This window comes from Sphingomonas populi, from assembly GCF_004208535.1.
GTDB classification, from domain to species: Bacteria; Pseudomonadota; Alphaproteobacteria; order Sphingomonadales; family Sphingomonadaceae; genus Sphingomonas; species Sphingomonas populi.
Window position 1 is genome coordinate 14864 of the sequence record NZ_SGIS01000016.1, and the last position, 14370, is coordinate 29233.

General features: G+C 63.1%; 10 protein-coding genes. 6 read left to right on the forward strand and 4 right to left on the reverse strand.

Annotated elements, in window-relative coordinates; genetic code table 11:
• Window positions 1-20: 20 nt before the first annotated feature.
• Window positions 21-1280: an N-acetylmuramoyl-L-alanine amidase gene (locus EWE75_RS11715; RefSeq protein ID WP_130157627.1), complete on the reverse strand. Its 1260-nt coding sequence runs from the start codon at window positions 1278-1280 to the stop codon at window positions 21-23.
• A gap of 480 nt (window positions 1281-1760) precedes the next feature.
• On the opposite strand from EWE75_RS11715, the gene EWE75_RS11720 reads away from it, so the two are divergent.
• The 3 genes from EWE75_RS11720 to EWE75_RS11730 all read left to right on the forward strand — a co-directional run bounded on the left by EWE75_RS11720 (window position 1761) and on the right by EWE75_RS11730 (window position 6626).
• Window positions 1761-4451 carry an Rne/Rng family ribonuclease gene (locus EWE75_RS11720; protein ID WP_231708324.1) on the forward strand — a complete coding sequence of 897 codons (2691 nt, stop codon included), beginning with the start codon at window positions 1761-1763 and terminating at the stop codon, window positions 4449-4451.
• Between the two features lie 103 nt (window positions 4452-4554).
• The gene (locus EWE75_RS11725; RefSeq protein WP_130157629.1) at window positions 4555-5910 is read left to right on the forward strand and encodes a M48 family metalloprotease; all 1356 of its coding nucleotides are present in this window, start codon (window positions 4555-4557) and stop codon (window positions 5908-5910) included.
• A complete protein-coding gene (locus tag EWE75_RS11730; RefSeq protein ID WP_130157631.1) occupies window positions 5907-6626 on the forward strand; it encodes a DsbA family protein in 720 nt (239 codons plus the stop codon). Before EWE75_RS11725 ends, EWE75_RS11730 begins: the two co-directional genes overlap by 4 nt.
• Before the next feature lie 25 nt (window positions 6627-6651).
• Here the strand turns inward: EWE75_RS11730 and EWE75_RS25035 are convergent, their stop codons facing one another.
• Window positions 6652-6807, reverse strand: a complete 156-nt coding sequence (locus tag EWE75_RS25035) for a hypothetical protein (protein WP_165388357.1) — start codon at window positions 6805-6807, stop codon at window positions 6652-6654.
• Between the two features lie 186 nt (window positions 6808-6993).
• On the opposite strand from EWE75_RS25035, the gene EWE75_RS11740 reads away from it, so the two are divergent.
• A complete protein-coding gene (locus tag EWE75_RS11740) occupies window positions 6994-7929 on the forward strand; it encodes an ABC transporter ATP-binding protein (RefSeq protein ID WP_130157635.1) in 936 nt (311 codons plus the stop codon).
• A gap of 118 nt (window positions 7930-8047) precedes the next feature.
• On the forward strand, window positions 8048-8809 hold the full coding sequence (locus EWE75_RS11745; protein ID WP_130157812.1) for an ABC transporter permease: 762 nt from the start codon (window positions 8048-8050) through the stop codon (window positions 8807-8809).
• 92 nt (window positions 8810-8901) lie between these two features.
• Here the strand turns inward: EWE75_RS11745 and EWE75_RS11750 are convergent, their stop codons facing one another.
• Window positions 8902-10764 carry a CocE/NonD family hydrolase gene (locus tag EWE75_RS11750; protein ID WP_130157637.1) on the reverse strand — a complete coding sequence of 621 codons (1863 nt, stop codon included), beginning with the start codon at window positions 10762-10764 and terminating at the stop codon, window positions 8902-8904.
• Window positions 10765-10823: 59 nt separating this feature from the next.
• Complete coding sequence (locus EWE75_RS11755) at window positions 10824-12251, reverse strand: DEAD/DEAH box helicase (protein ID WP_130157639.1); 1428 nt, start codon at window positions 12249-12251, stop codon at window positions 10824-10826.
• A 676-nt stretch (window positions 12252-12927) separates the two neighbouring features.
• On the opposite strand from EWE75_RS11755, the gene EWE75_RS11760 reads away from it, so the two are divergent.
• Window positions 12928-14328: a hypothetical protein gene (locus tag EWE75_RS11760; protein WP_130157641.1), complete on the forward strand. Its 1401-nt coding sequence runs from the start codon at window positions 12928-12930 to the stop codon at window positions 14326-14328.
• The last annotated feature ends 42 nt before the right edge of the window (window positions 14329-14370 follow it).

The following is a 14370-nucleotide window of genomic DNA, read 5'->3' on the forward strand; positions in this document are numbered from 1 at the left end:
TCGCCGGTGAAATCTGCGTGTTACTGCGTGGAAGCGAGCCGACGCGCGAAATGCACATCCACCGCGCGCCGCACGCTTTCCGCGATCGCCTGGCGACCTTCGGGGGAGTCGATGAAATCGGCATCGCGCGGATTCGAGATATAGCCGGTCTCGAACAGGATCGAGGGCATGTCGGGCGCCTTCAGCACCATGAGCGAGGCCATGCGATGGAAGTTGGGCTTCATCGGCACCAGCGGCTGCGCCTCGCGGCCGAGCAGGCGGGCGAAATTGGCCGAGGAGTTCATCGTCTCGCGCTGGGTCAGATCGATCAGGATCGAGGAGATGTCGGGCGAGGTCGAGGCGAGATTCACGCCAGCGATGACGTCCGCCTTGTTCTCGCGCGCCGCCAGCCGCGCCGATTCCTTGTCGGAGGCGACTTCGGATAAGGTGTACACCGAAGCGCCGCTCGCATCGCCCGAGCCGACGCTGTCGCAGTGGATCGAAATGAACAGGTTGGCGTGGAGCTTGCGCGCGATGCCGAACCGCTCCTGCAGGATGATGAAGCGGTCGTCCTCGCGAGTCAGCGCGACGCGCACCCGGCCGGATTGGAGCAGCTCGTCGCGGATCGCCTTGGCGATGCGTAGCGTCACGTCCTTCTCGCGCCGGCCATCGGTGGGGGCGATCGCGCCGGGGTCCTGGCCGCCGTGACCGGCATCGATCACCACCAGCGGACGGCTGGCGTCATCGCCATAGACGCGCGGCAGGTGGAGCTTGCGGCTCGACGGCGGGATCGGCACGGCAACCTGATATTTGCGGACGGCCCGCGTCGCAGTGCCGAAGGTGAAGGACGGCAGGAAGCGAACGCTCCGCGCATTGGCGGCGCGCGCGAAGGTTGCGTCATCGACGGTACGTAGCGCGATCGTCAGATCGCGTCCGTCGTCGCCGAAGCTGCCCTCGCGAACCACGGCAGGGCGCGCGAGATCGAACACGATGCGCAGCCCGTCCGTGCCGCGCGGGCTTTGGCGTACTGCCGTGACGATGCCGTCGACACCGACCGAGCGGCCCGGCGTCGCGCCGGTGACATCGACCGCGATCCGTTGCGGGCGAGCGAGCAGGAAGGCCGACGCATCCGCGACGCTGCGATCGAAGTGCAGGACAATCCGGTCGCGACGCACGTCGACCCGCCGTATCGTCGCGGCCAAACTCGGGGTGCCGGCGAACCAGCAGGCCAGCAGGGCGAGGAAAAACGACACGCGAGCATAATGCCGCGCCGGCACGCGGCCGGTCCAGCGAAAAGACATCGTGGGAGAATCCCGTTAATTACGCAGTTACTGCGATCGTTCTGTCACGGACGCATCACCCCGTGGTGAAACGGCAAGGTTAACGCGACGTTCACCATTGCATTGCTGCCGTGCAGCGAAAAAAATGTGCCGGTTGCTGCGCACCGTTTGGAATGCTACGCATGCGCAAGCACCGGAAAGCGCTTGTTTTGGCGCTGCCCCGGTCGATCCGGTCGCTGCATGGTTTTGCGGTGACTTTTCAGGTTGACGTTCGCATGATGCATTTCTCCACAAGCTCGCGCCGACCGGCTTTTGCCGGCGGCTTCGCGAGCGCGCGGGGTGCCGTGGGCCAAGCGCTCGGGCGTGCGATGCGAGCAGAGGCGATTTTCGAAACCCATTGCGGCCACCGGCCGGGCGCGTTTTCCGCCCGGCACGCGCCGCGTCATGATCGCGCGCGGAACGGCCTGTACGGCCGTGGCCCGCGCGCCCGGAGAACATTAAATGACCACGCGTATGCTGATCGACGCACGCCACCGGGAAGAAACCCGGGTGGCTGTCGTCAAAGGGAACCGAATCGAAGAGTTTGATTTCGAATCTGCCGAGCGCAAACAGCTCAAGGGTAATATCTATCTCGCCAAAGTAACCCGTGTCGAACCGTCGCTTCAGGCGGCGTTCGTCGATTACGGCGGCAATCGCCACGGCTTCCTCGCCTTCAGCGAAATCCACCCCGATTATTATCAGATCCCGCGTGAGGATCGCGAGGCGTTGTTGCGCGAAGAGGCCGAGCATGCCGCGCAGGAAGCCGCCTTGCGCGCTCAGCAGGATGCCGAAGACGACGATTACGACGACGACGGTGAAGGCGACGATCACGAGATCGACGAGGATTCGGTCGAGCGGTTCGAAGATGACGGCGGTGTCGACGCCGAAGCAACCGCAGAAGAAAGCGGTCGTCGCCGCAGCCGCGGCAAGAGCCAGTCCGACGACGCGGTCGAGGATCTGCGCGAACGCCGCATGAACCTGCGCCGCCGCTATAAAATCCAGGACGTTATCCGCCGCCGTCAGGTGCTGCTGGTGCAGGTCGTCAAGGAAGAACGCGGCAACAAGGGCGCGGCGCTCACCACCTATCTGAGCCTCGCCGGACGTTATTGCGTGCTGATGCCGAACACGTCGCACGGCGGCGGCATCTCGCGGAAAATCTCGAACGCGGGCGATCGCAAGCGGCTCAAGACGATCATGGCCGAGCTGACGTTGCCGCCCTCGATGGGCTGTATCGTCCGCACCGCCGGTCTCCAGCGCACCAAGGTCGAGATCAAGCGCGACTTCGATTACCTCGCCCGGCTGTGGGACGGGATTCGCGAAACGACGTTGCAGTCGTCGGCTCCGGCGCTGGTGTACGCCGACAGCGATCTGATGAAGCGCGCGATTCGCGACATCTACAACCGCGAGATCGAGGAAGTGATCGTCGAGGGCGACGAGGGCTATCGCCAGGCGAGGGAGTTCATGAAGCTCCTGATGCCGAGCCATGCCCGCAAGGTGCAGCATTATTCCGATCCGGTGCCGCTGTTCCAGCGCGCTGGCGTCGAGGATCAGCTTTCGGCGATGTACCACCCGGTCGTTCAGCTCAAGTCGGGCGGGTATCTCGTCATCAACCCGACCGAGGCTTTGGTGTCGATCGACATCAACTCGGGGCGCTCGACGCGCGAACACAATATCGAGCAGACCGCGACCGCGACCAATCTCGAAGCCGCGACCGAGATTGCGCGCCAGTTGCGCTTGCGCGACATGGCCGGCCTCGTCGTCATCGACTTCATCGACATGGACCATTCGTCCAACGTCCGTAAGGTCGAGAAGGCGATGAAGGAGGCGCTCAAGAACGATCGTGCGCGCATCCAGGTCGGTCGTATCTCGTCGTTCGGGCTGATGGAAATGAGCCGTCAGCGGCTGCGCACCGGCGTTCTCGAAGCTTCGACGCGGCCGTGCCCGCATTGCGAAGGCACCGGCTTCGTTCGTACCGCCTCGTCGGCCGGTCTGTCGGCGCTGCGTCTGCTCGAGGACGAGGCCGCGCGTGGTCGCGGTTCGCAGTTGACGCTGCGCGCGAGCCAGGAAGCGGCCTATTACATGCTCAACCGCAAGCGCGCGGAACTTGCCGAGATCGAGGATCGCTACGGCGTCATGATCGAGGTCTTGCCCGATGGCGAGCAGGAAGGCGCGCGCATGACGGTCGAGGCATCCGGCCCGCCGCCCGAGCACCCGCCGCGTTTCGACGCGCCGATCATCGAGGTCGACGAGGAGGACTATCCCGAGGAGATCGAGGAGGAGGTTGAGGCCGAGGACGAGATCGAAACCGATGAGGGCGAAGATGCTGAAGATCGTCCCCGCCCCGGCGAGACGCGCGCCGAAGGCGAAGCGCGCGGTCGTCGTCGTCGCCGGCGCGGCCGTCGCGGTCGCAATCGTCCCGAGGGCGAGCAGGCCGAAGGCGATCGGGATGAGGCCACCGACGTGGCGGCATCCGAATCCGAGCCCGACGCGGTCGAAGCCGAGGCGGCTCCGGTCGAAGTCGCAGCCGCGGACGCGGGCGAAGGCGAGGGCGGCGAGGGCCGTCGTCGTCGTGGCCGTCGCGGTCGCCGTGGTGGCCGTCGTGGTGAGGGCGAGGCCGCCGCATCGGCGACCACGTCCGAGGACGAGGTCCCAGCCGGCACGCTGCTGGAAGGCGTAGAGGAAGGCTCGATCGAGGCCGAAGCGCTCGCCGACTATGCGGCGGACGTAGCGCCGGCCGCTGCGGTCGAGGCACCTGCCGAGTCTGAAGCCGCCGAGGAGGCGCCCAAGAAGAAGGGCCGTCGCCGCAAGGTCGTTGCCGAGACCCTGGTCGAGGTAGCGCCCGAGCCGGTGGTGGAAGCGCCAGTTGCCGAAGCCGAGAAGCCGAAGCGCAAGCGCCGCACCAAGGCCGAGATGGCTGCCGACGCCGCCGTCGTTGAAGCTCCGGCGGTGGAAGAAGACGCAAAGCCCAAGAAGCGCCGCGCACCGCGCCGCAAGGCCGAGGACGCGGTCGTCGAAGCGGCTCCCGCCGCAGCGGAGCCGGAGCTCGAAGCCGCTGCGACCCCGCAGGGTGATACGCCCGGCGAGATCGATCCCGATCCGGGCGAGGCTGGGTCGCCCCGGCGCGGCTGGTGGCAGCGCACTTTCGGCGCCTGACCGATGCCGGCGGGGCTTGTCTGACGACAGGCCCCGCCGGAACCGCTTCACCGTGGGTTCACGCCATGCCGAGCAGGGAGCGCCGAGCCGACATATGCTTCGAGTGAAACGCCTCTTCGCCGGCTTTGCCGCTGCGCTGCTCTTGTGGGCACAGCCTGCTGCCGCCCAATCGATCCTGCGCGATGCCGAAACCGAAGCGCTGTTCAACGATATGGCGCGGCCGCTGATCGTTGCCGCCGGTCTGTCGCCCAACACCGTCAAGGTGATCCTCATCAACGATGACTCGATCAACGCCTTCGTGATCGGCGGGCAGACCGTCTATGTCCATTCCGGCCTGATCGCCGCCGCCGACAACGCCAATCAGGTGCAGGGCGTGATCGCGCACGAGCTCGGCCATATCGCCGACGGGCATGTGGTGCTCGCGGATGCCGGTTATCGTCCGGCGCTCGGTATTTCGATCCTCAGTCTCGTGCTCGGTGTCGCCGCGATGGCGGCGGGCGCGGGCGACGCGGGCGCCGGTATCCTCGCCGCCGGGCAGACCGCTGCCGGTTACAAGGCCGCCGCGTTCAGCCGCGTGCAGGAATCGACCGCAGACGCGACCGGCGCCAAGTTTCTCCGCCAGGCCGGGATCAGCGGCAAGGGCATGCTGACCTTTTTCAAGAAGCTGCAGAGCCAGGAATATGCGGTCGGCCTGCAGAACATCGATCCGTTCGCGCAAAGCCATCCGCTTAGCGGCGACCGTATCGCGACGCTCTCCGCCGATGTCAGTGCCTCGCCCGCGTATAACACGCCGCTCGATCCCGATCTGGAAGAGCGTTTCAAGCGGGTGAAGGCCAAGCTGCTCGGCTTCGTCTCCGATCCCAAGACGACGCTCAACGTCTATCCCGCCAGCGACCAGTCCGAATACGGCCATTACGCACGCGCCTATGCGTGGCACAAAGCCGGGTATCCGAATAAGGCCGATGCCGAGACCAAGGCGCTGCTCGCACTCAAGCCGCATGACCCGTATTTCCTCGAAGTGCGCGGGCAAATCCTGCTCGAAGCCGGCAAACCGCGCGATGCGCTGGAGCCTTTGCGCGAGGCGACCGAACTGACCCGCACCGCGCCGCTGATTGCCACCACGCTCGGACATGCGTTGATCGCGACCGAGGACAAGGCCAATTATCCCGAGGCGGTGAAGGTGCTGCGCTCGGCGGTGGCGCGCGACGACGACAACCCGTTCGCCTGGTATCAGCTCGGCACCGCTTACGAACTGTCGGGCGACGCGCCACGCGCGCTGCTCGCCAGTGCTGAACAGGCGAGCCTGACCGGCGACATGCCGCGTGCCGCGTACAGCGCCAGGGCCGCGCTCGCCGGGCTGCCGCCCAATACGATCGACTGGATTCGCGCGCAGGATATCGCGATGACCGCGATGAACGACATCGAAGACAATCCCGGAAAGTACAAGAAACGCCGATGAGCCGATTGACGATACCGCTGACTGCGCTGCTCGGCGCCGTGCTTGGCGCGGGTGCGATGCTATGGGGCAGTGGCCATTTTGCGCCGACAGGCGATCAGGCACGGATCGAGCAGGTCGTTCACGATTATCTGCTCGCCCATCCCGAAGTGTTGCCCGATGCGATGGATGCGCTGCGCGACAAGCAGCATGCGAAGACGATCGCCGACAATCGCGCGGCGATCCTCGATCCGTTCGGCAGCGCCTGGGCAGGGAGCGCGCATCCAGACCTGACCATCGTCGAATATTACGACTATAATTGCGGCTATTGCCGCGCCAGCCTGCCCGCCATCGCGCAACTGCTGGCGAGCGACCCGAAGTTGCGGATCGTGTTTCGCGAGTTCCCGGTCCTCGCGGATTCGAGTGCGAGCGCGGCGCGGATGAGCCTCGCCGCGGCCGATCAGGGCAAGTTCAAGCCGTTCCACGATTCGCTCTATGCGGGCGGCCCCGTCACCGATCAGTCGATCGCCGCCGCAGCGAAGATTGCTGGTGTCGATCCTGCCAAAGCCGCAGCGTTTGCGCCCAAGGCCGATGCCGAGATCGCCGCCAACATGGGCATTGCGCGCCAATTGGGGCTGACCGGCACGCCAAGCTGGGTGATCGGCAACCACGTCGTATCCTCCGCGCTGCCGCTGGAGGATTTACAGAAGCTGGTCGCGCAGGCGCGGACGAAGGGGTGAGGGATATCGGTTCGCCGCCGCGTTCTTAGCAGAACGCCGGCACTGCATCGTACTCCATCTCGCGGTTTTCCGCGCGCATACGTTGCTCGATCATCTGCTGCCAGAACGCGGCTTCCTGCTGTGCGCGTTCGGCGCATTCGCGCGAGCGACGCGCGAGGTCGATCATGTCTTCCAAATTCATCGTTGCTCCCTTTTGCCAAGCTGTTGAAGCTTCGTGTCGCCGTCGAACGCTGCGATGCACAACAGGATGCAGGGAAAAAAACATTAACCTTTTAACGTGTGGCTTTGCCGCGATGAATTGCAGTGAGCGGGTGCCGTTGTAGTGCCGCACCGGCATCCCTATCTGCGCGGCCACAAGGGGAAGCACATGCAACCAATCCTGTCCGTCCGGGGCGTCTCGAAGACTTACGCCTCGGGTCACCGCGCGCTCGAACCCGTCGATCTGGATATCGCCAAGGGAGAAATCTTCGCGCTGCTCGGCCCCAACGGCGCGGGCAAGACCACGCTCATCAGCATCATCTGCGGCATCGTCACGCCATCGACGGGTACGATCACGGTGATGGGGCATGACACGATCCACGATTTCCGCGCCGCGCGCAGCGTGATCGGTCTGGTGCCGCAGGAGCTGTCGGTCGATATGTTCGAGACGGTGCTCGCCACCGTGCGGTACAGCCGCCGCCTGTTCGGCAAGGCGGGGCATGACAGCTATATCGAGCAGGTGCTGCGCGACCTGTCGTTGTGGGACAAACGGCACGCCAAAATCCGCGAACTGTCCGGCGGGATGAAGCGTCGCGTGCTGATCGCCAAGGCGCTCAGCCACGAACCCGACGTCCTGTTCCTCGACGAGCCGACTGCGGGTGTCGACGTGGCGCTACGCCGCGACATGTGGAAGCTCGTCCACCGGCTGCGCGAGCGGGGCACGACCATCATCCTGACCACGCATTATATCGAGGAGGCGGAGGAAATGGCCGACCGTGTCGGCGTGATCGACAAGGGCCGGATCATTTTGATCGAGCGGAAAGCCGAGCTGATGAAGAAGCTCGGCAAACGCCAGATGCTGATCTCGTTGCAGGAGCCGATGACGGCCATCCCCGCCGACCTGGCCGAATGGCACCTGACGCTGGAGAATGAGGGGCATATCGTGCGCTACATCTTCGATGCGCAGGCCGAGCATACCGGCATCCCCTCGCTGCTACGCAAGCTTGCCGAGCTTGGCGTCGGCTTCAAGGATCTGGAGACGAGCAAGTCTTCACTCGAGGACATTTTCGTCGATCTGGTCGAGCACAAGGAGCAGGCGGCATGAACGGAAACACCAATCGCACCTCCGTTCGCCCCGAGCGAAGTCGAGGGGCAAGCGCTGCGCAAGGTGTCTCGACTGCGCTCGACACGAACGGTTGGGGAGCAAGAACGTGAGCGCAGGCATCAACACCCACGGCGTCTGGGCGATCTACCGTTTCGAGATGGCGCGCTCGCTGCGCACGATCTGGCAGAGCGTTGCCACGCCGGTCATCACTACGTCGTTGTATTTCGTCGTGTTCGGCGGCGCGATCGGGTCGCGGATCAGCACCGTCGGCGGGGTCGGCTATGGCAGCTTCATCGTGCCGGGCCTCATCATGCTGTCGCTGCTGACGCAGAGCATCTCGAACGCATCGATCGGCATCTACTTTCCCAAGTTCACCGGCACTGTGTTCGAACTTCTGTCGGCGCCGGTCACCGCGATGGAGATGGTGGCGGGGTTCGTCGGTGCGGCGGCGACCAAGTCGATCGTGCTCGGGTTGTTGATCCTCGCCACGTCGGCATTGTTCGTCCCGCTCCATGTGGAGCATCCCCTGGCGATGATCGCCTTCCTTGTGCTGACCAGCGTGACGTTTAGCCTGTTCGGCTTCATCATCGGCATCTGGGCGAACGGTTTCGAACAGCTTTCGGTGGTGCCGGCGCTGCTCGTCACGCCACTGACCTTCCTCGGCGGCGCATTCTATTCGATCGACATGCTGCCGCAGCCGTGGCGGACGATCAGCCTGTTCAACCCGGTGGTGTATCTCATCAGCGGTTTCCGCTGGAGCTTCTTCGACAAGGGTGATGTGTCGATCGGGCTGAGCCTTGGCGTGACCGCCGGGTTCATGGTGGCGTGCCTCTTGGCGATCACGGCGATCTTTCGGAGCGGGTGGCGCTTAAAGAATTGAACCGTCGCCCCGGCGAAGGCCGGGGCCGTTCGGTTTGATGCGGCCGGCTGCCCAACACGCAGCGGCCCCGGCCTTCGCCGGGGCGACGATGTTTATCTCATCACCGGCAGCGTCACCTTCGATCCCGCGCAAACCCGCTGTGTCGCCTTGACGAAATCCGCCGGCTTGGCGCGCGCGATGTTGGGGACGAAGGTCTGCGGGTTGCGGTCGATTACCGGGAACCAGCTCGACTGCACCTGCACCATGATGCGGTGGCCCTTTTGGAAGACATGGTCATGGTCGCGCAGCGGCACATCCCACGCGATCACGCGGTTGGGCACCAGCGCGCGCGGCGCGGTGTCGCTGGCGAGGAACTTGCCGCGTCGCACCTCCATTGCGATCGGCCATTCGTAGCCGTTGAGCTGGCGCGTATAGGCTCCTAGCGGGGCCGCCGTATCGAATTGCTCGTACGTCTGCGGCAGCACGTCGATCAGCTTCACCACGAAATCGCTGTCTGTGCCGCTGGTGCTCGCCATGAGGGTCGCGGCAAGTTTCCCGGTGACGGTGAGGTCGGCGTCGAGCGGTGCGCTGACATAGCTCAGCACGTCCGGGCGGTGATCGACGAAGCGCTGGTCTTCGCTCTCCCACCAGCGCCATTCGGGGCGTGGATAGGTCGGTGAGATCGGGCGCGGGCGGAACGGCACCGGGTTTGCGGGGTCGGACACGTAATCGCGGCACGCCTCGCCCTTCGCCGGTGCGGTGAACGAGAGCGATCCGTCCGCGTGGAGATACAGATCGGTCGGCGTGCTGCCGGCTGGAGGCCAGTGGCGATAGGTCTTCCACAGGTTCGAGCCCGATTGCAGCATTTTCGCCTCGAAGGTCGGGCGCTCGCCGGTGCCGTGTAGCCAGTAGCGGAAAAACGGGGTCTGGATCTGGTCGCGGAATTCGACGCCGGTGTCGCGGCCAAGCGGGATGTGGCCGAGCATGTCCATCTTGCCTTGCCAGGTGCCATGCGCCCATGGCCCGGCCACCATCTGCGAGAGATGATCGGGATCATTGGCCTGCTGCTTCTGGTAGATCTGCCAGCTTCCCCACGGGTCTTCCTGATCCCAGAAGCCCGCCACGTTGAGCGTCGGCACCGTCGTCTTGCCGAGCGCGTTCGTCCAGTTCTGGCTGGTGTAGAAGCTGTCGTGGTTGGGATGGTCGAGCAGCGCGTTCAGCATCGGCACGCTGCCCTTGAAGTAGCGCGTGTCGAGGTTCTCGACCGCGCCCAGCGCCAGAAACCATTCGTAGGTGTCGACATTGCCATAGTCGAACGGCTTGTTCTGAGTCTTGTCGACCTGAAGGCTGGAGACCCAGTCGGCGGTATAGCTCAGCCGCAGCGCGCCGTTCCGGTGAAGATCGTCGTTCTGCCAGTAATCGATCCACGCAGCCTGCGGGCTGACCGCCTTCAGCGCGGGGTGGGGGTGGACCAGCGATACGGCAGCGGCGAAACCGGGGTAGGAGACGCCCCACATGCCGACGCGGCCGTTATTGCTGGGCACGGTCTTCACCAGCCAGTCGATCGCGTCATAGGCGTCGGTCGCCTCATCGACCGCCTTGGGGTCACCGGGATGGACCGCGGTCGACAGCGTGAACACGCCATCCGAACCGAAACGACCGCGCATCGACTGAAAGACGAAGATGTAGCCGTCCTTGACGAGCGACTGCCAGGCGAGTGGCACCGTCTTGGGCGGGGCGTCAAGCACGCCATAGGGGGTGCGTTGGAACAGGATCGGCAGCGGCCCGGTGCTGCCGCGCGGGCGGAGGATGACCGTTTCCATCCTCGCGCCGTCGCGCATCGGCACCATCACCTTTTCGTAAGTGAAGGGCGACTGCTGCGCCGTGTCGGCGACATTCGGGGTTTGCGGGCGCGCGGCGACGAGCGCGGGCAGGGCGGTGGCGGCGAGCAGCAGCAGGAGACTTGGGGCGCGCATCTGGATTTCCTCCCGTTTGGTGGAAACCTAGCCGTGATCGTGGCGCCCCGCCACTGGGATCAGAGCGGGATGCGCGCCATCAGGAAGTCGGGCATCGGGCCGTTCCAGCCATCGTCGGGGCCGTCATCCGGTTCGCGGCGATCGCGGCGCGGGGCGTTGTCGTTGCGGGGCGGACGCGTGTCGCGCGGTGTTCGTTCCTCGCGAGCGGGGCGTTGCTCGCGCGGCGCGCGTGCTTCGCGAGCCGGTTCGGCCGCACGGGGTTCGGCTGCCGCGACGGGTTCCGCTTTCGGAGCAGCAGCAACGGCTTTCGGTTCGGCCTTCTTGCCGCGCGAGCGCTTGCGGGGGCCTTCGCCCTCGGCATGCGCTTCGTCGATCGCGCCTTCGAAGCGCTCGATCTTCATGCCGGTGAGCTTCTCGATATTCTCGATATTCTCGGCATCGTCGGCGGTGGCGAAGGTGAAAGCGACGCCGGTCGCGCCGGCGCGGCCGGTGCGGCCGATGCGGTGGACGTAATCGTCTGGGTGCCACGGCGCGTCATAGTTGAAGACGTGGCTGACGCCCTTGATGTCGAGTCCGCGTGCGGCGACGTCGGAGGCGACGAGGACATTGACCTCGCCCTTCTTGAAGCGTTCGAGTTCGGCGATGCGCTGCGCCTGTTCCATGTCGCCGTGGATTTCCGAGGATCGGAAGCCGGCGCGCTGCAAAACCTTGTTAAGGTCGCGCACAGTGGTCTTGCGGTTCGAGAAGATGATGGCGGTCGTCACATCTACCGCGTTCAGCAGTTCCTCGAGCTTTTCGCGCTTCTTGGAGGCTGTTACCGGCACCAGCCACTGTTTGATGTTGGTGTTCGCCGTGGCCGGGCGCGCCACCTCGATCATCTTGGGATTGCTCAGGAATTTATCGGCGAGCTTCTTGATGACCGGGGGCATCGTCGCCGAGAACAGCAGGGTCTGGCGTTGCGGTGGCAGCTTGGTACAGATTTCCTCGATATCGGGGATGAAGCCCATGTCGAGCATCCGGTCGGCCTCGTCGATCACCAGCAGCGAACAGCCGGTGAGCAGGATCTTGCCGCGCCCGAACAGGTCCATCAGCCGGCCCGGCGTGGCGATCAGCACGTCGACGCCCTTTTCGAGCGCGGCCATCTGGTCGCCCATCGACACGCCGCCGATCAGGAGCGCCATCGAGAGTTTGTGATTTTTGCCGTATTTCTCGAAATTCTCGGCAACCTGCGCGGCGAGTTCGCGCGTCGGTTCGAGGATCAGCGAGCGCGGCATGCGCGCGCGGCTGCGGCCGTGCGCGAGGATGTCGATCATCGGGAGCACGAACGACGCGGTCTTGCCGGTGCCGGTCTGCGCGATGCCGATGATGTCGCGCATCATCAGCACGCTCGGGATCGCACTCGCCTGGATCGGAGTCGGCTCGGTATAGCCGGACTCGGTCACGGCTGCGAGAAGTTCGTCGGAAAGGCCGAGATCGGCAAAGGTCATGAAGGTTCCGGATATTAACGCGCCGCGGGGCGATAGCGCCTACAGGCCCGTCTAGCGCTTGCGGATTGGCGCGCAAATGTCAAGGAAAGAGGTGTTTGGCAGTGACGTATTTTGAGCTGTCGGCTTAGGGGAGGCAACCGGATCGACATCCAGAGAATTGTTTTTCAGAAAATTGTGATGCCCTTGTTTGGTATTTTCAATGAATCCTTAAATCGAAATCGCTTGATTTCCAGCGAATCAGTCCGGTCGCGAATGTAATAGCGTGCCGATTTCGATGCTTATTCGCTAAAAAAGTTCTGCGAGTTTTAGTCCTGCTACGACTATGGACCAAAGGATCATCGCGGAAAAAATTAAAATGGTTTTTCTGGGGGCGCTAAATATTTTCATTAAGTTTTCACCATCGTTGCATTTAATAGAAATACTTATAATTATTTGAAGTGTAATTTAATTTTTTGTAGAATATTCTCATATATCGATATTTTATTTTATTATATTTTAGATAATTCATATGTTTAAAGCATGACGTTTGAGTTTTGTTTGCATTAACGTAACAAAACCAATTTTCCAACATTGGAAAAGCAATGCCTACAAATCAATGTCAGAGCCCTTCACAGCGGACGCAATTTTGTTCAAGCGCCATCATCGTACCGGGGGATCGCGCATGTGGAGGAATTTTTTGGGCCTGAGCGCTACGTGGGTCGGGGCATGGCTCCGCTGGCCAAGGTTAAAACTCGCGGCGAGCGTGTTGGTTTGTTATGCACTTGTACTGATCGTGCCGCATTTTCTCCCCACTACAGGTCCGGTTTCACGCACCTTTAACTCGATGCTCGATCATCTGATGCACGGGCGGTTCGATGTCGATCCGGCGATTGTCGGGAAAGAAGGGTTCGCTCGCGACGGCCGTGTCTATGCCTATTGGGGGCCAGTACCGGCTATCTTGCGGCTGCCGATAATCATACTGCCGCAATGGCGACTGATCAATTTCACTATTCCGTATTGCGCGGTCGCGCTTTTTTGGATGGGAGCGGTCAAGATCTGGACGGTGCGCTTCGTTTTGCGCAATCGACCGACGGTGCCACGTCCGCTCGCACGAGCAATGTACTTAGTCATCGCGCTGTCGGGAGCACAAATGTGCTTCCTCAGGTTCAGCATCTATCAGGAAGTGTGCCTTTGGGCGGGCCTGTTCAGCGCTGTGTTCGTAGCAGCGGCCATTGTGGCACAACATCAGGGTTTAGGTGAGCGCGAGCGGCTGGTCATGGCGTCGGCGGCGGGGGCGGCGTTGCTCACGCGCGTGTCTATCGGCATCGGCCTCATCGCAGCATTCGGCTTGCTGCTTTTCGTTGAAGCCGTCAGCAACCGCGCACATTTGCGTGAACAAATTCGCAAGTCGATGCGACCCCTTATTGTGCTTGCGGTTGCCGGCATCGCGACCGCGTGGGTCAACTATGCCCGCTGGGGCGATCCACTGACTTTCGCCGATTATAAATACTATCTTTTCAACCTCAAATATCCTGATCGCTTGGCGCGCACCGCAGCATATGGGCTTTTCAATTTCGTGCGAATCCCATTTGGAATCATTTACTATTTCTTGCCGGTCTGGGTGCTGCACGGCAGCGACGGACAGCTTTTATTCGAAGCGACGCGTTTCCGTCTAATCGACGCAGCCGAGTTACCGCCGAGCAGCTTTTTGCTGACCGATCCCCTTCTCCTCGCGCTCGGTGGTGTTGCGCTGGTCCGCTGGTTGGGGCAGCGGAGGCTAGGCGCCGCGCAAGGTGGCGCGATCGCTGCGGGCCTTGCCATCCCCCCGCTGCTCATGCTGACCGCGATCAGCATGTGCTTTCGGTATCGCATGGATTTCTACCCGCTCATCGAGTTTCTCGCGTTTTCGGGGTTGGCAATGATCCGACAGAGAGATGCGATGGCACGACCTTGGCTCGTATCGGCGCTAGCGGCAGTTTCCGTCCTCAGCTCCGTTGCGGTTAGTGTTGCCTATGTGGCCGGAAAACTCGGACCTGGGCAACTGTTGATTGGGCGCGGAGTGGGTCAATATTATCTGAGCCGCCTCGGCCTGCTTTAGCCCGCCGATTCGCGAGTCACCGATTGAACGATTACGCCGGTT

Coding starts and splice junctions, on each gene's coding strand:
- EWE75_RS11715 (WP_130157627.1), bottom strand. CDS start 1,280: ATGTCTTTTCGCTGGACCGGCCGCGTGCCGGCGCGGCATTATGCTCGC.
- EWE75_RS11720 (WP_231708324.1), top strand. CDS start 1,761: ATGACCACGCGTATGCTGATCGACGCACGCCACCGGGAAGAAACCCGG.
- EWE75_RS11730 (WP_130157631.1), top strand. CDS start 5,907: ATGAGCCGATTGACGATACCGCTGACTGCGCTGCTCGGCGCCGTGCTT.
- EWE75_RS25035 (WP_165388357.1), bottom strand. CDS start 6,807: ATGAATTTGGAAGACATGATCGACCTCGCGCGTCGCTCGCGCGAATGC.
- EWE75_RS11740 (WP_130157635.1), top strand. CDS start 6,994: ATGCAACCAATCCTGTCCGTCCGGGGCGTCTCGAAGACTTACGCCTCG.
- EWE75_RS11750 (WP_130157637.1), bottom strand. CDS start 10,764: ATGCGCGCCCCAAGTCTCCTGCTGCTGCTCGCCGCCACCGCCCTGCCC.
- EWE75_RS11755 (WP_130157639.1), bottom strand. CDS start 12,251: ATGACCTTTGCCGATCTCGGCCTTTCCGACGAACTTCTCGCAGCCGTG.